This is a genomic window from Qipengyuania triglochinis (genome assembly GCF_054655615.1).
This window is the reverse complement of record NZ_BAAHND010000001.1, coordinates 754,961-773,918: the sequence shown is the minus strand read 5'-3', so window position 1 is coordinate 773,918 and position 18,958 is coordinate 754,961. Positions and strand designations below refer to the sequence as shown.

22 protein-coding genes are annotated in these 18,958 nt (G+C 57.5%); 12 read left to right on the top strand and 10 right to left on the bottom strand.

The genetic code is table 11. The annotated features are described in order from the left end of the window. Window positions 1-141: 141 nt before the first annotated feature. Genes ACYQ0G_RS03875 through ACYQ0G_RS03860 form a run of 4 tightly spaced genes read left to right on the top strand, consistent with a single transcriptional unit; the run spans window position 142 to window position 3,549 of the window. Window positions 142-1,002 carry a DUF481 domain-containing protein gene (locus ACYQ0G_RS03875; RefSeq protein ID WP_460099531.1) on the top strand — a complete coding sequence of 287 codons (861 nt, stop codon included), beginning with the start codon at window positions 142-144 and terminating at the stop codon, window positions 1,000-1,002. Between the two features lie 2 nt (window positions 1,003-1,004). Beyond that, entirely contained in the window at window positions 1,005-2,138 is a 1,134-nt protein-coding gene (gene tgt, locus ACYQ0G_RS03870; protein WP_460099529.1) for a tRNA guanosine(34) transglycosylase Tgt, read from the top strand. Beyond that, entirely contained in the window at window positions 2,135-2,830 is a 696-nt protein-coding gene (locus ACYQ0G_RS03865) for an SDR family NAD(P)-dependent oxidoreductase (RefSeq protein ID WP_460099526.1), read from the top strand. The genes tgt and ACYQ0G_RS03865 overlap by 4 nt, the downstream gene beginning before the upstream one ends. Next, complete coding sequence (locus ACYQ0G_RS03860) at window positions 2,827-3,549, top strand: M50 family metallopeptidase (RefSeq protein WP_460099525.1); 723 nt, start codon at window positions 2,827-2,829, stop codon at window positions 3,547-3,549. Before ACYQ0G_RS03865 ends, ACYQ0G_RS03860 begins: the two co-directional genes overlap by 4 nt. A 3-nt stretch (window positions 3,550-3,552) precedes the next feature. On the opposite strand, the gene ACYQ0G_RS03855 is transcribed toward ACYQ0G_RS03860, so the two are convergent. The 7 genes from ACYQ0G_RS03855 to radC form a co-directional block, all read right to left on the bottom strand. Continuing rightward, the gene (locus tag ACYQ0G_RS03855; protein WP_460099522.1) at window positions 3,553-3,723 is read right to left on the bottom strand and encodes a hypothetical protein; all 171 of its coding nucleotides are present in this window, start codon (window positions 3,721-3,723) and stop codon (window positions 3,553-3,555) included. Between the two features lie 133 nt (window positions 3,724-3,856). Beyond that, window positions 3,857-4,471, bottom strand: a complete 615-nt coding sequence (gene rpsD, locus ACYQ0G_RS03850; RefSeq protein ID WP_221541369.1) for a 30S ribosomal protein S4 — start codon at window positions 4,469-4,471, stop codon at window positions 3,857-3,859. Between the two features lie 154 nt (window positions 4,472-4,625). Continuing rightward, window positions 4,626-5,267, bottom strand: coding sequence for a phosphoribosylanthranilate isomerase (locus ACYQ0G_RS03845; protein WP_460099519.1), 642 nt, complete (start codon window positions 5,265-5,267; stop codon window positions 4,626-4,628). Between the two features lie 11 nt (window positions 5,268-5,278). Beyond that, a complete protein-coding gene (pyrF, locus tag ACYQ0G_RS03840) occupies window positions 5,279-5,953 on the bottom strand; it encodes an orotidine-5'-phosphate decarboxylase (RefSeq protein ID WP_460099516.1) in 675 nt (224 codons plus the stop codon). Beyond that, complete coding sequence (locus ACYQ0G_RS03835; protein WP_460099515.1) at window positions 5,950-6,312, bottom strand: DUF1049 domain-containing protein; 363 nt, start codon at window positions 6,310-6,312, stop codon at window positions 5,950-5,952. Before ACYQ0G_RS03835 ends, pyrF begins: the two co-directional genes overlap by 4 nt. 59 nt (window positions 6,313-6,371) lie before the next feature. After that, window positions 6,372-7,682, bottom strand: a complete 1,311-nt coding sequence (purB, locus tag ACYQ0G_RS03830; protein WP_460099513.1) for an adenylosuccinate lyase — start codon at window positions 7,680-7,682, stop codon at window positions 6,372-6,374. A gap of 100 nt (window positions 7,683-7,782) precedes the next feature. After that, window positions 7,783-8,433 (bottom strand): RadC family protein, encoded by a 651-nt coding sequence (gene radC / locus ACYQ0G_RS03825; protein WP_460099510.1) that lies wholly within the window; start codon window positions 8,431-8,433, stop codon window positions 7,783-7,785. Between the two features lie 187 nt (window positions 8,434-8,620). Between radC and ACYQ0G_RS03820 the strand changes: the two genes are divergently transcribed. The 8 genes from ACYQ0G_RS03820 (at window position 8,621) to ACYQ0G_RS03785 (ending at window position 15,195) form a co-directional block, all read left to right on the top strand. Beyond that, entirely contained in the window at window positions 8,621-11,767 is a 3,147-nt protein-coding gene (locus ACYQ0G_RS03820) for an intermembrane phospholipid transport protein YdbH family protein (protein ID WP_460099509.1), read from the top strand. 5 nt (window positions 11,768-11,772) lie between these two features. Continuing rightward, complete coding sequence (locus tag ACYQ0G_RS03815; protein WP_460099507.1) at window positions 11,773-12,024, top strand: YnbE family lipoprotein; 252 nt, start codon at window positions 11,773-11,775, stop codon at window positions 12,022-12,024. Window positions 12,025-12,035: 11 nt separating this feature from the next. Further along, on the top strand, window positions 12,036-12,428 hold the full coding sequence (locus ACYQ0G_RS03810) for a YdbL family probable chaperone protein (RefSeq protein ID WP_460099504.1): 393 nt from the start codon (window positions 12,036-12,038) through the stop codon (window positions 12,426-12,428). A 185-nt stretch (window positions 12,429-12,613) separates the two neighbouring features. Continuing rightward, window positions 12,614-12,934: an AtpZ/AtpI family protein gene (locus tag ACYQ0G_RS03805; RefSeq protein ID WP_460099502.1), complete on the top strand. Its 321-nt coding sequence runs from the start codon at window positions 12,614-12,616 to the stop codon at window positions 12,932-12,934. Between the two features lie 54 nt (window positions 12,935-12,988). Next, the gene (locus tag ACYQ0G_RS03800) at window positions 12,989-13,777 is read left to right on the top strand and encodes a F0F1 ATP synthase subunit A (protein WP_460099499.1); all 789 of its coding nucleotides are present in this window, start codon (window positions 12,989-12,991) and stop codon (window positions 13,775-13,777) included. A 37-nt stretch (window positions 13,778-13,814) separates the two neighbouring features. Further along, window positions 13,815-14,042, top strand: a complete 228-nt coding sequence (locus tag ACYQ0G_RS03795) for a F0F1 ATP synthase subunit C (RefSeq protein WP_221541377.1) — start codon at window positions 13,815-13,817, stop codon at window positions 14,040-14,042. Between the two features lie 81 nt (window positions 14,043-14,123). Continuing rightward, window positions 14,124-14,618: a F0F1 ATP synthase subunit B family protein gene (locus ACYQ0G_RS03790; RefSeq protein ID WP_460099496.1), complete on the top strand. Its 495-nt coding sequence runs from the start codon at window positions 14,124-14,126 to the stop codon at window positions 14,616-14,618. After that, a complete protein-coding gene (locus ACYQ0G_RS03785; protein WP_460099493.1) occupies window positions 14,611-15,195 on the top strand; it encodes a F0F1 ATP synthase subunit B family protein in 585 nt (194 codons plus the stop codon). The genes ACYQ0G_RS03790 and ACYQ0G_RS03785 overlap by 8 nt, the downstream gene beginning before the upstream one ends. Before the next feature lie 133 nt (window positions 15,196-15,328). Here the strand turns inward: ACYQ0G_RS03785 and gloB are convergent, their stop codons facing one another. The 3 genes from gloB to ACYQ0G_RS03770 all read right to left on the bottom strand — a co-directional run bounded on the left by gloB (window position 15,329) and on the right by ACYQ0G_RS03770 (window position 18,945). Further along, window positions 15,329-16,084, bottom strand: a complete 756-nt coding sequence (gloB, locus tag ACYQ0G_RS03780) for a hydroxyacylglutathione hydrolase (protein ID WP_460099490.1) — start codon at window positions 16,082-16,084, stop codon at window positions 15,329-15,331. Window positions 16,085-16,181: 97 nt separating this feature from the next. Further along, on the bottom strand, window positions 16,182-17,885 hold the full coding sequence (rpsA, locus tag ACYQ0G_RS03775; RefSeq protein WP_460099487.1) for a 30S ribosomal protein S1: 1,704 nt from the start codon (window positions 17,883-17,885) through the stop codon (window positions 16,182-16,184). Between the two features lie 448 nt (window positions 17,886-18,333). Next, window positions 18,334-18,945: a YSC84-related protein gene (locus ACYQ0G_RS03770; protein ID WP_460099485.1), complete on the bottom strand. Its 612-nt coding sequence runs from the start codon at window positions 18,943-18,945 to the stop codon at window positions 18,334-18,336. Window positions 18,946-18,958: the final 13 nt, after the last annotated feature.

Here is an 18,958-nt window from a genome sequence, read left to right as displayed (position 1 = left end):
CTTTTTCGTGAGGGCTGGCGATCCTTTTATTCAGGCGCTAACCGTTTCCCCATGCTTCGTGCCAGTTATCTTGCTTTCCCTTTCGCGCTTGTTTTCATATCAAGTCCCGCTGTGGCTGAATTGCCCGAGGGCGTGCGAGCGATGATCGAGGCGGCAATTGCGACCGGAGACGCTGAAAAGGTGTCGACGGTCTTGGAACTGGCTCGCAGCACCAATCCAGAGGATGGCGAGACGATCGACTCGATTCAGTCTGAGTGGGCAGCTTCGCAAGCAAAGAAGCAGTCGGAAGCTCAGGCGGCGAAGGAACAGGCTATTCGTCAGGCAGGTATTTTTGATCGCTGGAGTGGCGAGGGCGAATTCGGCGGATTTCATTCTTCTGGAAATACCGACAGTATCGGTATCGCAGCATCGCTCAAGCTTGAACGCAAAGGTCTCGAGTGGAGCCACCTCCTTCGTGCACGGGCTGACTACCAGCGCCAGAATGGCAGGACCAGCCGAGAGCAATACTTGGCCGCTTACGAGCCACGCTGGCAGTTCAGCGATGATATGTTTATCTACGGTCTGGCCCAATACGAAGGTGACCAGCTTCAGGGATTTGATGGTCGCTACGCCGTATCGGGGGGGCTAGGCTATAAGCTGCTGGATCAGGAAGGCCTGAAACTTTCGGTAAAGGCAGGCCCGGCCTGGCGGCTTACCGATTTTACCGATGGCGGCAGTGCGAGCAGGATCGCAGGGTTGTTTGGAGCCGATTTCGACTGGCAAATTGTGGATGGCCTGACATTTACGCAGGATGCCAATGCGGTTGCCGAAGGAGGGGGTGAAGTTCAGGTCCTCGTGGACGGTAACAACACCAGTGTGAATCTGGTTAGTGGGCTGGACTATCGCATCACAAAGCACCTGCGGTCCCGGCTATCCTACGCGCTGGACTATAACAGCAATCCGCCCGCGAATTCTGTGTCTACCGACACCTCGACCCGGTTCACGGTCGTTTACGGCTTTTAATTATGCAACGTTTCAAATTCGATATTCATGCGCAGGACGGCGCGGCGCGTACGGGCACGATCCGCATGATACGCGGTGATATCCGTACTCCAGCGTTCATGCCGGTGGGTACTGCCGCTACCGTCAAAGCATTGAAGCCCGAGACAGTTCGCAAGACCGGCGCGGACATCATACTGGGTAACACCTATCACCTCATGCTGAGGCCGGGGGCGGAACGGGTCGCACGGTTGGGTGGCCTGCATAAATTCATGAACTGGCCAAGGCCGATACTCACAGACAGCGGTGGCTATCAGGTCATGAGTCTGTCCGATCTCAGGAAACTGACGGAAAAGGGTGTGGAGTTTCGCAGCCATATCGATGGCTCGAAACACATGCTGACGCCCGAGCGGAGCATGGAAATCCAGCGCCTGCTCGGCAGTGACATCGTCATGGCATTTGACGAGTGTCCTCGCGCAGACAGACCTCGAGACGAAATCGCGGAGAGCATGGAAATGAGTATGCGCTGGGCTAAACGTAGCCGTGAAGGTTTCGACAGCGGGGGAGAGCATGCCGAAAGTGCCGCGCTGTTCGGAATTCAGCAGGGCGCATTGGAAGAGGAGCTCAGGAAGATCAGCGCCGAAAAGCTGAGCGACATCGGCTTCGATGGGTATGCCATTGGCGGCTTGGCTGTCGGCGAAGGCCAGGAGGCGATGTTCGCTACGCTTGATTTCGCACCTGGCCAGCTTCCGGAGGACCGCCCGCGTTATCTCATGGGGGTTGGCAAGCCCGACGATCTGGTCGGCGCGGTCGAGCGCGGAGTTGATATGTTCGATTGCGTATTGCCCAGCCGATCGGGACGAAACGGTCAGGCCTTTACCTGGAATGGCCCTCTGAACTTGCGGAACGCGCGCTTTGCGGAGGATCAGGGGCCGCTCGACGAACGGTGCGGTTGCGACACGTGTTCGACGTACACCCGGGCCTATCTGCACCATCTCGTCAAATCACAAGAGATATTGGGCGCTATGCTAATGACGGAGCATAACATCGCGTTCTATCAGCAATTGATGCAATCGATGCGTGATGCCATCGGTGAAGGGGGCTTCGCCAAATTTGCCCGTGATTTTCGGAGCGATTACTTGGGGAACTCGGCTAAGTGAGCTGGCGCCGTGCGGCGGTTATAGGGGCTTCCGGCGGTATTGGCGCGAAGCTCGCGAATGAGCTGGAATCTCGTGGCTCGATTGTCAGCCGTTTTGCCCGAAGCTTCGCTGGCGAAAGTCAGCTGGATCTGACCGACGAAAGCAGCATCGCTGCTGCAGCAAAGCTCACTGCACGCGACGGGCCGCTTGATCTTGTAATCGTGGCAACCGGATATCTGCATGAAGGAGGGGAAGGTCCCGAGAAGGATTGGCGCCACCTCTCCGCCGAAGAAATGTCCCGCAGTTATGCCGTCAACGCCATTGGCCCGACTCTGATCGCTAAGCACTTTCTGCCTTTGCTCCACGAAAGCGGAAAGGCGGGTTTCGCGGCCTTGTCGGCGAGGGTGGGAAGTATATCTGATAATCGGTTGGGCGGGTGGTATTCCTACCGTGCCAGTAAGGCCGCTCTGAATATGCTTATCCGAACATTGTCTGTCGAATTGGGGCGCAAGAGACCGGAAGCTTTTTGTGTCGGTTTGCATCCGGGAACTGTCGACACTGGGCTGAGCCAGCCTTTCCAACGAGGAGTGCCAGAGGGCAAGCTGTTCACTTGTGAGCGGGCAGCTCATTATCTGCTCGATGTCTTGGAAGGGCTCGATCAGCGAGATAGCGGGCGATGCTTCGCGTGGGACGGGAAGGAAATCGAACCATGAACAGCCGTTCCTCATCCTTTAAGACTGAGGCTGGACGTCGCGAAATTACGCTGCTCGTCATGATCGGGGTCATCTCGATCCTTCTCTGGCATTCTCCCTACGGCGGATATCTTCTCTATCCGTTCAGTATTCTCGCCACCTGGTTTCACGAAATGGGTCACGGCCTGGCTGCGATGGCGTTTGGTAGCCATTTCGAGCGATTGGTGATTTTCTCTAACGGATCCGGTTACGCGCTGTATTATTCGGAGCAGCCATCCCGACTTGCCCAGGCAGGTATCGCAGCCGCCGGTCTGCTTGGGCCAACGGTGGCCGGTTGTTTGCTCATTCTTTCGTCCCGTACCCAACGCGCCACGAAGATCGCGCTACTGGTTCTCGGCGCAGCCTTGCTTCTATCGACATTCATCTGGGTGCGTTCGACTACAGGATGGATCATCTTACCTGCAATCGGTACAACGCTTCTGATCATCGCAATGAAAAGCCGCGTAGCTCATCGACGCCTAGCAGTGCAGTTCCTCGGAGTTCAGGGATGCATTTCTATCTATCGCGACTTTGGATACATGTTCAGCGAAGGCGGGAACCTCGGGGGACGTCAGCAACTTTCGGACACTGCCCAAATCGAACAAGCCCTGCTGCTCCCCTATTGGTTCTGGGGTATCGCCATCACCGTTCTCATCGCGATCATGATCTTTTATGCGCTAAAACGGTCTCACCGCCGTTAGGCGTCAATTGGACCTCTTTTCCCGCATTTCGAGGATGGTGCCACGGTAGGCAATGAACTGCCCCAACGCGTCGGTAAAACCTGCACCAATACGGTTGGCCTGACGTTGCGCGTCAGCGAGAGAAGGGTACCATTTGCCGGTGCGGGAACGGGTAACGAACCGATACTGTGTCATAGCGTCATTTGAACGCTGCTCTGACGATGCGGTTTCCGCCAAGTATCTGAAAATACGACGAACCGTTCAACCGTATACAAAAGAAAAGGGCGGCCCTGAAGGACCGCCCTTTGCTGTCTGAATTTCGAGAATTTTAGCGCGAATAGAACTCGACCACGAGGTTCGGCTCCATCGTGACCGGGTAAGGCACTTCGTCGAGCTTCGGGACGCGAGTAAAGGTAACCTTGTCGGTGCCGTCGGGCGCGACATAATCGGGAATTTCACGCTCGGGCAGGCTCTGCGCTTCAATGACGAGAGCCATGTCCTTGGCCTTGCTGCCGAGGCTCACGACATCACCAACCTTGACGCGGGCCGAGGCGATGTTGGTCTTCACACCGTTGAGATAGATGTGGCCGTGGCTCACGATCTGGCGGGCGGCGAAGATGGTCGGTGCGAACTTGGCGCGATAGACAACCATGTCGAGACGCTGTTCGAGAAGGCCGATCAGGTTCTGACCGGTGTCGCCCTTCATGGCCGACGCTTCCTTGTAGGTACGCTTGAACTGCTTCTCGGTAACATCGCCGTAGTAGCCCTTGAGCTTCTGCTTGGCGCGCAGCTGCAGGCCGAAGTCGGACATCTTGCCCTTGCGGCGCTGGCCGTGCTGGCCGGGACCGTACGAACGCTTGTTGACCGGGGAATTCGGGCGACCCCAGATGTTTTCACCCATCCGGCGGTCGAGTTTGTACTTGGCGCTCTTGCGCTTCGACATAAGTCTTTCCTTCAATTTGCTGAGCCACCCCATCGGCGGCCATTCAACCCGGCATCGCACCGTCGCATTCCTAAAGAATGCTACGCGGCCACCGCTTCACCGGGGTGCGGGGCCAATCAGCGAAGGCGCGCGAATAGCAGGAAATCCCCGCGCGTCAAGCTTTCCGGGCAGCTGCACAGAATGCAGCGATACGGGCGGGGTCCTTCAAACCGAGGCTGGTCTCCACGCCACTCGAAGTGTCGACCAAAGGAGCGCGGGTTTCTGAAAGCGCCTGGGCGACATTCCCAGGAGTTAGTCCACCAGCGAGGCCCCAACCGGGCCTGCCACGCCAGCTTTCAAGCAATGACCAGTCGAACTTGAGGCCCATCCCTCCTGGAAGTGCAGCATCTTTCGGTGTTTTCGCGTCGAAAAGGATCAGGTCGACTGCGTCACGGTAATGATCGGCTTGTGCCACATCACTTGACGTGGAAACCGCAATCGCTTTCCAGACGGGTAAGTTGAAGCGGGACTTGATCTGAGCGGAGCGAGCGGGGCTTTCCAAGCCGTGAAGCTGTATCGCATCCAATCGTCCCGCCTTTACAGCTTCGGCAATCGCTCCGTCGTCGGCATCAACAAATAAACCTACTCGACCAATCCGGGAACCAGCCCGCATTGCCAGCGAGCTCGCAGCATGGAAATCGACATGGCGTGGGGAGAGCGGAAAAAACACCATTCCGAAGAAGTCGGCTCGAGCGTCTATACAAGCGTCGAGCGCTTCCACGCTTGAAATGCCGCAGATCTTTATGGCTGTTTGCATGGGCTGACCCTTCAGAGGGTCGCCTCTATAGCGCGTGCGGCTTCGGCCGGATCGTCGGCTCTGCTGATCGGGCGCCCAATGACAAGGACGCTAGCGCCATCGTCACGAGCCTGACGCGGCGTTACGACACGCTTTTGATCCCCAACAACGCTTCCCTCGGGGCGCAGTCCGGGAACGACGAAGAAGCCGTCCTTCCACTGTTCGTGAACGGCTTTGATTTCGTGCCCCGAACAGACGACGCCGTCCAAGCCTGCGCGATGGGCAGCTTCGCTCAACCGCATGACGTAATCATAGGGTGTGCCGGGAACGCCCATCGCTCGTAGATCTGGTTCATCGAGGCTCGTAAGCATGGTGACGCCGACAACCTTCGTGTTCTCGCCGGCAGCGGCCTTGGCATCTTCCATCATGGCTACCCCGCCACAGGCATGCACGGTAACGATCGCCGGTTCCAGAACATGGATCGCCTGCATTGCTCCTGCGACGGTGTTCGGGATGTCATGTAATTTGAGATCGAGAAAGATCGGGAGCCCGAGTTGGGTAAGCATATGAACGCCGTGGGCGCCATGGGCATTGAAGAATTCCAGCCCGAGCTTCACGCCGCCGATATGCGCTTTGGTTTTCTCGGCAAGTGATACCGCATCGTGTAGACGCGGCATGTCGAGAGCAAGATAGATCGGGTTGCTCATAATCTTCCGGAAGGCTCGGGATCAACGGGGTTGGCAGGCTCGGGGGGGATATCTCGCGCCTGGGTCTCAGGCCGGACCGGCGCTACCGGTTTAGTATCTGTTTTCGGCGCCACCATTTTTGAAGTCGCCGTTTCCAAGGCGGAAATCCGGCGCGACTGTCGCCAGTGGACCCCGCGGTGGTATAGCCACATCGGAATGAGACCGAAAAGGAAAGAGACGATCACCAAGGCAGGTACCCGGGTATCCCAGACGATGCCCGGCCATATGCGGACGTCGATCTGCTTGTCCCAGTTGCCGAATGAAAATGCCAGAATCCCCACGAGAAGCAGGACCCAGAGTATCGTGCGCACAAATTGCATGACGGCGTGTCTCCCCGAAATTAATTGCCAGTGATGCTAGTCGCGGAATTCTGCAGCGTCTAGCTGAACACGCGGTCGAAAATCGTGTCGACCTGCTTGAAGTGATAGTCGAGATCGAACCGCTCTTCGAGCTGTTCGTGGGTCAAAGCGGCAGTCACTTCCTCGTCCGCCTTAAGTAGATCGAGAAGCATCAGCTTGCCGTCGGATTCCCAAACCTTCATCGCATTGCGCTGAACGAGGCGATATGCATCTTCGCGGCTTACACCATTCTGCGTCAGCGCCAGCAGGACACGTTGAGAATGGATCAGACCACCCATACGATCCATGTTGGCCTGCATCCGGTCTGGATAAACCAAGAGCTTGTCCACCACGCCGGTCAACCTTGCGAGGGCGAAATCCAGTGTAATGGTCGCATCTGGCCCGATGAAGCGCTCGACGGAAGAATGCGAGATGTCACGTTCATGCCAAAGTGCGACGTTTTCCAACGCCGGTAGAGCATAGGCGCGGATCATCCGTGCCTGCCCCGTAAGGTTTTCCGTAAGGATCGGGTTGCGCTTATGGGGCATTGCACTTGATCCTTTCTGCCCTTTCGAAAAGAACTCCTCTGCTTCCAGAACTTCAGTGCGCTGAAGGTGCCGCACTTCGACCGCTAGGCGCTCAATGCTTCCGGCAATGACAGCAAGCGTCGCGAAGTACATCGCGTGGCGGTCACGCGGGATGACTTGAGTGGAAACCGGCTCGGGTTTGAGGCCCAGTTTTTCGGCAACATACTCCTCCACGCTGGGATCGATATTTGCGAAAGTCCCCACTGCACCCGAGATCGCACAGGTCGCAATTTCTTCCCTCGCGGCAAGAAGGCGGGTCTTGCAGCGATCGAACTCCGCATATGCCTGAGCCAGCTTGAGCCCGAAGGTTACGGGCTCGGCATGAATGCCGTGGCTGCGACCAATAGTCGGCGTATATTTGTGTTCTTGAGCCCGACGCTCAATCGCGGCCAGAAGTTGCTCGATGTCTTCGAGCAAAAGATCGGTCGAGCGGGCTAGCTGGACAGCAAGCGTGGTGTCGAGAACATCGGAGCTCGTCATGCCCTGGTGCATGAAGCGTGCTTCGTCGCCCACGTTTTCCGCGACCCATGTGAGAAATGCGATTACGTCGTGTTTGGTCACCGCTTCGATGGCGTCGATTGCTTCGACATCGATCTTCGGATCTGTCGCCCACCAGTCCCAAAGTGCTTTTGCCGCAGTCTTGGGGACCACACCCAGTTCGCCGAGCTTCTCGGTGGCGTACGCCTCGATTTCGAACCAGATGCGATATTTCGCCTCCGGCTCCCAAATGGCTGTCATGGCGGGGCGGGCGTAGCGGGGGACCATCTTGGACTCCGAATTTGGCGAGGATCTGCCGCGAACCGCTAGAGAGGCTAACGCTCGGTGACAAGGTTCGCTCGCCTATTTAAAGGCATGGGGCGGATTTTTATGCCAGCAGGCCCTTGGCTCTCAACGAGACATGGGCGCCGCGGCCAACAATGACATGATCGTGGACCGTGATGCTCAGCAGTCTACCGGCTTCTGCGATCTGATGGGTAATATGAATGTCGGCTCGGCTAGGTTCGGGATCGCCGCTTGGATGGTTATGGACAAGTATGAGCGCGCTGGCACCAACGTCGAATGCGCGGCGGATCACTTCGCGTGGATGAATTGCGGCTTCGTCGATCGAACCTTCCGCAGCAAGATGGTCATCAATGAGACGGTTGCGCGTGTCTAGGTAAAGCACTCTTACCCGCTCGTGCTTCAGTTCGCCCATGTCGATGGTAAGATAGTCGAGCAGGGCCTGCCAGCTACCAAGCACAGGCCGCTGCTGCACAGCGCCCCGGGCCATTCTTCTTGCAGCGAGTGAAACGGCATAAAGCGATGCGGCGCTCGATTCCCCCATACCTTTAACCTGTGCAAGACTTGCTGGAGCAGCACTCAATACTGCGGAAAAAGAACCGAACTGCGTGATCAGTCTTTTCGCAAGAGGTTTAGTGTCTCCTTGGCGGATCGCTGCAAATAGCAGAAATTCCAGCAACTCGTAGTCGGCCAGCGATTCCGGCCCGCCTTTCAGAAGACGTTGCCGTAAACGCATTCTATGCCCGGTTCCGGAATGACTTGCCGAACTCTTCACGGCCTCGGACAAACTCTTCCCTCCACAAGTCGATTGAACATCTTGCATTGCCTCTGAGGGGCAATACGCGCAAGTGCGGGATTCAATGGACGGTTCCGAGGGTCAACTTGTGAGTGAGAGGCCACGCTGGCGCAAAAAGCGGTGGGTCGTGCCTGCGCTTGTCGTTCTTGCGCTCATCGTCATGGCAGTGCTCGCATGGTCGAACCGCATAGCAATCGCCGACAACCTTATTGCCGAGCAGTTGGAAGCCAATGACCTTCCGGCAACGTACCAGATCGAGCGAGTTGGTGGACAGACCCAGATTATTTCCGATCTGGTGATAGGTGACGCCAGTGCGCCGGATCTAACCGCTAGGCGCGTTATCGTACGGTTGCGCCATCGCCTGGGCCTTCCGGAAGTTGATCAGATCACCCTCGTAGAACCCCGCTTGTATGGTCGCTTCACCGACGGAACGCTGAGTTTCGGAGCGCTCGACAATGTGCTGTTTGGGAACAAGGATACTCAGTCAGGCCTTCCTGACGCCAACATTGCAATCCGTGATGGGCGCGGACTTATCGAATCGGGTTACGGGCCAGTGGGCCTAAAATTGACGGGGGAAGGCAATATTGCGAATGGCTTTTCCGGCATGTTGGCTGCCACCGCACCTGACCTTTTGATCGCCGGATGCCGTATAGCCGATGCGACACTGTATGGACAGCTCACGACGTTATCCAATAAGCCGGCTTTCCGCGGCCCGATGCGCGGGACTCATGTCGTCTGTTCGGAATCAGGGGGCGAGGCAGAAAATCTGAACGCCGAGCTCAACGTGTCGGCCGATGAACGATTGTCCGACCCTTCGCTAGAAGCCCGAATGGCTTTTGATCGAGCGAGATGGGGCCTCAATTCCGCGCAATCCATATCGGGGACAGTGCGTGCGCAAATAAGAGGCAAGAATGCGACCGCGCGCTATGCCTTCGCTTTGCGCGGGGTCGAAACTCCTCAGGCCCTGTCAGCCATTCTGACGGCGAAAGGGAGAGTTCTAGCTCGCGACAACTTCGGGACATTAGATGTCGAGGCGGATGTAGAAGGCAACGGCCTGCGATTGGGAAGAGCACTTCGTAGCTCCGTTACAGAGCTCGCCAATGCGGGAGGTGGCACTTTTCTTGAACCCATTGTTCGCCGCATTAGTGGGGCGCTCCAAGCGCAAACTCGCGGCAGCTCGCTCAATGCCACCCTGCGTCTCCGATCAGAGGGAAGGGATTTCGTCCTCTCAATTCCCCAGGCCGAATTGCGGGGCGGAAGCGGCGTGCGTTTGGCATCTCTTTCCCGAGCGGAATATTCCGCTCGGAATCAGGCGCCAGGGCAGCTATCAGGAAATATTGCCACTGGTGGTCCGGGCATTCCGCGGATCAGGGGAAGGATGGAGCGATCCGGCACAGGCAATTCTCTTTTCTCGCTCAGCATGGCAAAATACGATGCTAGTGGTTCCAGCCTGGCCATTCCGCGCATACAAATAAATCAGGATCAACGCGGCGCGCTGGCTTTCTCAGGGAACATCGAAGCGACCGGTCCACTGCCGGGCGGAGCTGTGGACCGGCTTCAACTGCCGGTCGAAGGGAACTGGTCGTCAGGCGGTAATCTGACACTCTGGCAGGAATGCACGAGCTTATCCTTCCGCCGCCTTCGCTTCGCTCAACTGAATATTGCAGGACCGGGGCTAACGCTTTGCCCTCCGACCGGCAAGCCAATGTTGCAGTACAGGGCGGGGGAGCTGAAATTTGCGGCCGGAGCGCCTTCCCTTGACCTAGCTGGTTCCCTGGGAAGTACACCCTTGCGGCTTTCTAGTGGGCCTGTTGGCTTCGCTTACCCAGGCGTTCTTAAAGCGAAGAAAGTTGAAATCACGCTAGGACCGGACGCAACTGCGAGCCGGTTCTTCGTGTCCGATATTGATGCTCGCATTGGCGATAACATCGAAGGTACGTTCGCCGGTGCCGAGATCGCTTTGGCATCGGTGCCGATGAATCTCAAAGAAACATCCGGCTCATGGAAATATGCCGAGGGACGGGCTTCAATCTCGGACGCATCTTTCAACCTAGTCGACCGTGAAAGTCCGCAGCGATTCGAGCCGTTGATCGCGCGAGGGGCCTCGCTTACGCTAATCGATAATGTAATTGATGCCACAGCCGACCTCCGAGATCCGCAATCGGACCGCATCTTAACGACAGCTGATGTCCGGCATAATCTCGGCACGGGCAGCGGCCGGGCTAATTTGGACGTCGAAGACCTTCGGTTCGACGAAAACCTTCAACCCGAAGACGTTAGCATTCTGGCTCGCGGCGTGGTCGCCAATGCACGTGGGTTGATAAGGGGAGGGGGCGCCATCGAATGGACTCCCAGCGGAGGAGTGACCAGCACTGGTAGCTTCTCTTCCGACGATCTCGATTTCGCAGCAGCTTTTGGCCCGGTGAAGGGCGCGAGCGGTACGGTGGAATTTACCGATCTCATCGGATTGACTACCGCACCAAACCAAAAGATCCGCGTTGCTTCCGTGAACCCCGGCATCGAGGTGACCGAAGGCGAAGTTGTGTTCAGGCTGGAGCGCGGCGAGTTGCTGGCAGTTCAGGGTGGGCAGTGGCCGTTCATGGGCGGCACCCTCATTCTGCGTGATGTCGATCTCAACCTGGGGATAAGCGAAGAACGCAGTTACGTTTTCGAGATTGTAGGTCTCGATGCAGCCCAGTTCGTTGCCGAGATGGATCTTGAGAACCTTTCGGCCACAGGAATTTTCGACGGTACGCTACCCATCATTTTCGACAAGGACGGAAATGGCCGGATTGAAGAGGGTGTGCTGATTTCTCGACCGCCCGGCGGAAATATCTCTTATGTCGGCGATCTGACATACGAAGATTTGTCGACTATCGCCAACTTCGCCTTCGATGCACTTCGTAGCCTCGATTATTCCCAAATGCGATTGGTAATGAACGGTCCGCTGACTGGTGAAATCGTGACGCAGGTGCGTTTTGATGGTGTGCAGCAGGGGGAGGGAACGAAGAGCAACTTCATTACGAGACAACTCGCCAAGCTTCCGATCCAGTTCCGGATCAACATTCGTGCGCAATTCTATCAACTGATCACTTCTTTGAAATCGATGTACGATCCGGCGTCTGTTCGTGATCCCCGAGAGCTTGGTCTGTTAAGCGACGACGGTACGCGGTTTCTGCGTCGATCAATCTCCGGCGAGGAGGCTGGGCCAGAAGACGATTCGGACGACATCGCCGCGGAGAATACCTCCATTCAGGATCAGGAAAGCGAATGAGACCTATGAGTAAACCGAAATTGACCGGTGTACTCCAGCATGCGAGTAGTTTCGGCATGCAGGAAACAAATATAGCCGTGGGTCGAAAATTCTTGGCCTTAAGCGTTGGTTCGCTCGCTCTGTGGAGTTGCGTAACGGTAGAGGCGCCTACTGAACCGATCGTGATAGAGCTTAACGTGAACATTCGGCAGGAAGTGATCTATCGGCTCGCAGAAGACGCCGGCAATACGATTGAAGAAAATTCGGATATTTTCTGATAGGTAGAATTATGAGCAAGAAATTTTTCAGAGCCGCGCTTTCGTCAGCTGCATTCGCTGTCGCTCTCGGTGGTGTCGCAGCTCCGCTCTATGCACAACGTGATCCTGCTTATGCTGCAGCGCGTTCTTCTGGCCAAGTGGGCGAGAAGATGGACGGCTATCTCGGAATTGTGGGCGGCGAGACAACGGAACTGCGTCGGATCGTAAACGACATTAATATCAAGCGGCGCGCAGTTTATTCGGAGCGGGCGAAGGCGACCAGCGCCACTCTTGAAGAGTATGCGTTAACTGCCGGTTGCCAAGCCATTCTCGCAACCAAGCCAGGCGAAAAATATCAGGCGCCGGATGGTAGCTGGCAGACGCGAACCAGCGCTGCTCCGATGCGGGACTCGCGCTGCCCCTGATCGAGTGCCTGTCGTAATTTCTGAAAGCCTCCTCCAGTGGCGTGCTGGACGGAGGCTTTTTTGTCACGGGAAGGGGGGCGCAGGGCCGCCTGTGTTGACTCAGGTATAGCCCGCATCTAAGGGGGCCGCGCCCTTGGCGGGCAAGTCCCTGCGCGTGCCGCGCAAACCCTTTGAAGGAGTAAGGCATGAGCGACGACGAACCCGCACGGAAATCCATCGAGGAGGATGCGCGGATCGATGCGCTGGAAAAGCGGCTCAGTGCCGCCCAGCAGCGCGAAGAACAGCGTAACCGCAAGACTGGTTCCGGGGCCGATGCGAATTATCGTAGCGGCAACCGTGTACTGGCCGATTTGCTCGGTGGGCTTCTGGGAGGTTCGGTTATCGGTTATGCCGTCGGGTATTTCACCGATACCAATCCTTGGGGTCTGTTGGTGGGCTTGTTCCTCGGGATCATCGTCGCCTTCAGAAATGTTATCCGCGCGGCAAACCAGGGCCCCGGCAAGTAATCCCTCATCGGGATTGGCGGGGCTTTCGTTACAGGATTTAAGGACTAGAGAGACGTGGCAGCCGAACAGGCCAAAGTCGATCCGATGTACCAGTTCACCATCCAGCCGCTTGGCGGCTCGGAAGGCTGGGAGCTGGCCGGATACAATATCGCCTTCACCAACTCAGCAATGTGGATGCTGATCACCACCGTGGCGCTGTTTGCGTTCATGATCGGTGGCATGCGTCGCGAACTGGTTCCGGGCCGCTGGCAGATGATGGTGGAAAGCTTCACCGGCTTCATCGACAACATGCTCGAAGCAAACATTGGCAAGGCAGGGCGCAAGTATGTGCCTTATGTATTCAGCCTGTTCATGTTCATCCTTTTCGCCAACCTTCTCGGTCTGTTGCCGCTGGGTATTTTTGGTGTCCACCCGTTCACCTTCACCAGCCATTTCACCGTGACTGGCGTCCTCGCGATTATCAGCTTCTCGATCGTGCTGCTGGTCGGCTTCTACAAGCACGGGCTGCATTTCTTCTCGCTGTTCGTGCCCGAAGGCACGCCGCTGCCGATGATCCCCATTCTCGCGCCGATCGAATTCATTTCCTTCATGGTTCGCCCTTTCAGCCTCGGCCTGCGTCTTTTCGTGGCGATGATGGCTGGCCACGTGTTGCTCGAAGTCTTGTCGAGCTTTGTGATCGATGGAACGAATGCGGGCGCAACTTTTGGCTTGGTTGTCGGACTGCCCGCCTTCCTGCTTATGATTGGCATCTGTGCTCTGGAACTGCTTGTCGCAGGCATTCAGGCCTATGTTTTCGCTCTTTTAACGTCGCTGTACATCAACGACGCTGAGAACCTTCACTAAGTCTTTAACTATACACGTTTTTCCAAAGGAGTTTATCATGGAAGTAGAAGCTGCAAAGCTGCTCGGTGCTGGTCTTGCTGCAATCGGTGCGGGCCTCGCATCGCTCGGCGTCGGTAACGTCTTCGCCAAGTATCTTGAAGGCGCGCTCCGCAACCCGGGCGCCGCTGACGGTCAGCAGGGTCGTCTGTTCATCGGCTTCGCTGCTGCCGAACTTCTCGGCCTGCTGTCGTTCGTCGTTGCCATGATCCTGATCTTCGTCGCCTAACAGCACGAAATCACGTTTGAAGCCGGTCGGGTTCGCCCGACCGGCACTGCATATCCTGTCACTCGCTTTTCGAGAGCTTCAATGCCCCAGATAGCACAGCTTGCCGAAACATGGTCCAGTCAAGTTTTCTGGCTGCTGGTCTTTTTCGGCATCACCTTTTTCGTCATCGGCAAGGGCATGGTGCCCAAGGTGATGGACACCGTTGCCCAGCGCGACGGCCAGATCGCCGCCGACCTCGCTGCAGCCAAAGCTGCGCGCGATGCTGCCGACGAGCAGGAAGAAGCCTGGCGGGTCAAGGAAAACGAAAACCGTGTAGCCGCGCAGGCTATCGTGGCCAAAGCAAAGGACGAGGGTGCGGCCAAGTCCGCTACTAAACTCAAGGCAGCGCAGACACGCATCGATAAAAAGCTCGCTGAAGCTGAAGCTCGCATTGCCGAGGCCCGTACTGCCGCACTGACGGAAGTAGAGGCTGTGGCAGTCGAGGCGGCACAAGACATCGTCAAGACGCTTGCTGACGTAAAGGTGACCAAGCCTGTCGCTACCAAGGCGGTAAAGGAGCAGATGGCTCATGGCTAACCCTGCCACGAACGAAGCACCCGAAGTCTTCGCGTCCGATGCTCCCGAGGTTTTTACCGAGGCTGGTCACGGCGGTGCTGGAACCCACGCTGAGCCTGAACTCTGGGGCCTTGCACCGTTTCAGGTCGTTTCGATCTCTATGCTGGTGCTGTTCCTGATCGCCATTTTCGGCGCCAAGGCTCATAAGTCTATCGGAGGCGGGCTCGACAGCAAGATCGCAGCGATCAAGGAACAGCTGGAAGAAGCTAAGTCCCTGCGGGCAGAAGCGGAAGCTTTGCGCAAGGAATATGCCGACAAGATCGCCAGCGCGGAAAAGGACGCTGAGGCCATGCTCGTAAAGGCTCAAGGCGAGGCGGATGTGATCCTTGAGAAGGCCGAAGCCGACAGCAAGGAAATGGTCGAGCGCCGGAAGCGTATGGCGGAAGACAAGATTGCCGCCGCTGAACGCGAAGCCGTGCAGGACGTTCGCAATCGCGCTGTTTCTGCAGCAACTGGTGCCAGCCGCAAGTTGATCGCGGAAAAGCACAGTGCTGAAGCAGACAAGGCTTTGACGGACGATGTGATCGCCGGGATCTAGCGGATCCTTCGAATGGGAAAGATAAGGGCGGCCCTAGGGCTGCCCTTTTTCGTTTTAGCCTGAAAGCCTATCGCCACCCTCCAGTTCTTACAGGGCGCACCATCTCGGTACTGCCCCGGACAAGCCGTTCTACTCAGAAACTGTCCTTGGCCGAGCGCAAGGCGGCGAAGGTTTCCGCCGGTGTATCGCCACCCCACCTCGATTGAAGTTCAGGCCGATCAGCGCGCAGGAACGGGTTTGTTTGGAGTTCCCGCCCGAGTTTTGTCGGCACAGTAGCTTGGCCGCGGTCGCGCTTATTGTCGATTTCCTGCGCGTAAGCCTGAAGCGCCTCATTATCGGGGTCGGCGTGAAGGGCGAATCTGGCATTGGCCTGCGTATATTCGTGCGCGCAGTAGAGCACGGTTTCGTCGGGCAACTGGCGAATGCGATCGAGGCTCTTCCAGAACTGCTGCGGTTCGCCTTCGAACATCCTGCCGCAGCCGAGCGCGAAGACGCTATCGCCGACGAACGCGATGCCATCAGCCGCTAAATGGAATGCCACATGGCCATTCGTATGGCCCGATACATCGATCACCAGGGCTTCATGCTGGCCAAGCGCGACAACGTCATCCTGCGTCACGATCGTGTCGATAGGTGAAAGCTTCTCGACTTCTTGAGGAGCAATTACCTTGGCGCCTGTCTGCTCGACAATGACCTTGTTCCCGCCGGCATGGTCGGGATGCCAGTGCGTGTTCCAGATTTGCGAAATGCTCCAGCCTTTGGCTTGCGCCTGGCGGAGATATTCCTCTCCATCGGGCGTATCGATCGCAGCAGTCTCTCCGCTGTCGGGATCGTGCACGAGGAAGCCGTAGTTATCGGACAGGCATGGGAATTGATGGATTTCAAGCATGGACACCAATGTAGGATGGAGTGCCCATGTAGGAAAGGCCCGCCTGCGATGGTCGCAAGCGGGCCTTCCTGATTACCCTCGAATGGGTGGGAAGAGCTTAGTCTTCCTTCTTCTTCAGCGCTTCGCCGAGGATGTCGCCGAGCGATGCACCCGAGTCCGACGAACCGAACTGAGCAACCGCTTCCTTCTCTTCGGCGATCTGACGCGCCTTGATCGAGAAGGTAGGCTTCTTCGAACGGTCGAAACCGGTGACCATGGCATCGATCTTCGCGCCTGGCTGGAAGCGATCCGAACGCTGTTCGTCACGGTCGCGGCCGAGGTCCGAACGCTTGATGAAGCCGGTTGCGCCATCTTCGCCGACCTGAACTTCGAGGCCGCCATCGCGGACTTCGAGAACGGTGACAGTGACAACCTGGTTCTTGCGAACGTCGCTCGAGGCACCGGCTTCGCTCGGAGCACCCTTTTCGAGCTGCTTCATGCCGAGGCTGATGCGTTCCTTGTCGATGTCGACATCGAGAACCACTGCTTCGACTTCTTCACCCTTACGGTGCAGGGCGAGGGCGTCTTCACCCGAAATGCCCCATGCGATGTCGGACATGTGGACCATGCCGTCGACGTCGCCCGGAAGGCCAATGAACAGGCCGAATTCGGTGGCGTTCTTGACTTCGCCAGTAACCTTGGCGCCAACTGGGTGCGCTTCGGCGAATTCTTCCCACGGATTGCGCTGGGCCTGCTTGAGACCGAGCGAAATGCGGCGCTTCTCGCTGTCCACTTCGAGGACCATGACTTCGACTTCCTGCGAGGTCGAGACGATCTTGCCCGGGTGGACGTTCTTCTTGGTCCAGCTCATTTCCGAAACGTGGACCAGGCCTTCGATGCCCGGCTCGATTTCGACGAATGCACCGTATTCGGTGATGTTGGTGACGGTGCCCGTCATCTTCATGCCAACCGGGTACTTGGCTGCGACGCCATCCCACGGATCCGATTCCAGCTGCTTCATGCCGAGGCTGATGCGCTGGGTGTCTTCGTTGATGCGGATGATCTGGACGGTCACGGTCTGGCCGATTTCGATCATTTCGCTGGGGTGGTTGACGCGCTTGTAGCTCATGTCGGTGACATGCAGCAGGCCATCGATACCGCCGAGGTCGACGAAGGCGCCGTAATCGGTGATGTTCTTGACCACGCCGTCGATCACCTGGCCTTCAGCCAGCTTGTCGATCAGTTCGCTGCGCTGTTCTGCGCGGGTTTCTTCGAGAACCGCACGACGCGAAACGACGATGTTACCGCGGCGGCGGTCCATCTTGAGGATCTGGAAGGGCTGAGCCATGTCCATCAGCGGGGTGACATCGCGCACGGGGCGGATATCGACCTGCGAACCGGGCAGGAAGGCCACGGCGCCGTCGAGGTCGACGGTGAAGCCGCCCTTGACGCGGCCGAAGATGCGGCCTTCGACGCGCTTGCCTTCGCCGAACTCGCTTTCCAGCTTGTCCCATGCAGCTTCGCGGCGTGCACGGTCACGCGACAGCATAGCTTCGCCGTCAGCGTTCTCGATGCGGTCGACGAACACTTCGACTTCCGAGCCGACTTCGAGGCCGTGCTCGTCTTCGCCGCGCATGAATTCCTTGAGGTCGACGCGGCCTTCGCTCTTCAGGCCGACATCGATGTGGGCCATGCCGTTTTCGATGGAGGTGACGGTGCCCTTGACGACGCGGCCTTCGAAGCCGCCGTCATCGGCGCCGCCGAGCTGCTCGTCGAGCATTGCGGCGAAATCGTCGCGGGTGGGATTGGCTGAGGTTGCCATGTGGTGAGTAGTCCTAACTAACGTTTGCTACCGGCCACCGGTTTTACCGGGGTCTTTACCCGTCTCCGAACACCATTGCTCGGGCCAACGGGGCAAGAGGGCCGTGATCTCCGCGAGGCCGGGTGCCAGCGCGAAGGTTCCTGCGAATCCGATCGGTTTTGCGAGAACGGCCGCGCGCCTAGTCCAAACACCGCGCAAAAGCAAGGTAATTGGCGGGCAAGTCCTACAGGATGGAGCACATGGAGCACGGCCCAGGGAGAAAAAAGCGATCCCGCGTAAAAGCCGCCAAAGGCGCGCAAATCTCAGGCTTTAAGGGCAGGGTGGTGGTCATAGAGTGCCTGCTTGCACCGAGTGCCCAATGTAGGAAAGGGGTAAAGGGCAGGGACCAAAAGAAAAGACCGGGAAGCCATCCGGCCCCCGGTCTCATCTCAGGATAGTGATCTGCCGATCAGCTGTCAGTAGTTTCCGTCATACCGGTTTCCATGTTTTCATCCGAAGCGGAATTCTCGTCCTTCCAGATGCGCATGGCGTCTACGCTGACGTCGGCCATCAGACCTTCTGCGTTGAAGACGTAGAGGACCGTTTGGTCGCCGGCGGTTTCGGTTGCGGCATTGGCATCCGCATTGGCGATAACCAGCGAGCTTTCGGCACCGATGCTCCACTCGCCGTCATCTTCGAATTCGGCCAGCGCTTCCTGGTTCGGCATCTTGAAGACATAGGACGCTGCCGAGACACCTGCCTGCAGGCCGATGCTGGCTTCGCCCATATTGTAATAATCAACGACCTGGCCGTTGCGGATCAGCGCGCCTTCGCCGCCTTCGCCTCCAACACCCAACGCAACCGATGTCACATCGGGGAAGACCAGATAGCTTTCACCATCCATGCCGCAGCTCGGCTCGACCTGCTCGCACTGCTGGAGAGCGGCGAGGGCCTTGTCATCAAGAGTGGCCTCTTCGGTCATCTGGCCCTGTTCTTCAGGGGTGGTTTCCGCTTCGTCCGAAGGGTTCGAGCCACAAGCGGCAAGTGCGCCCGCAAGGGCGATGATCGATAGAAATCTCATAGGTTTCCCTTTC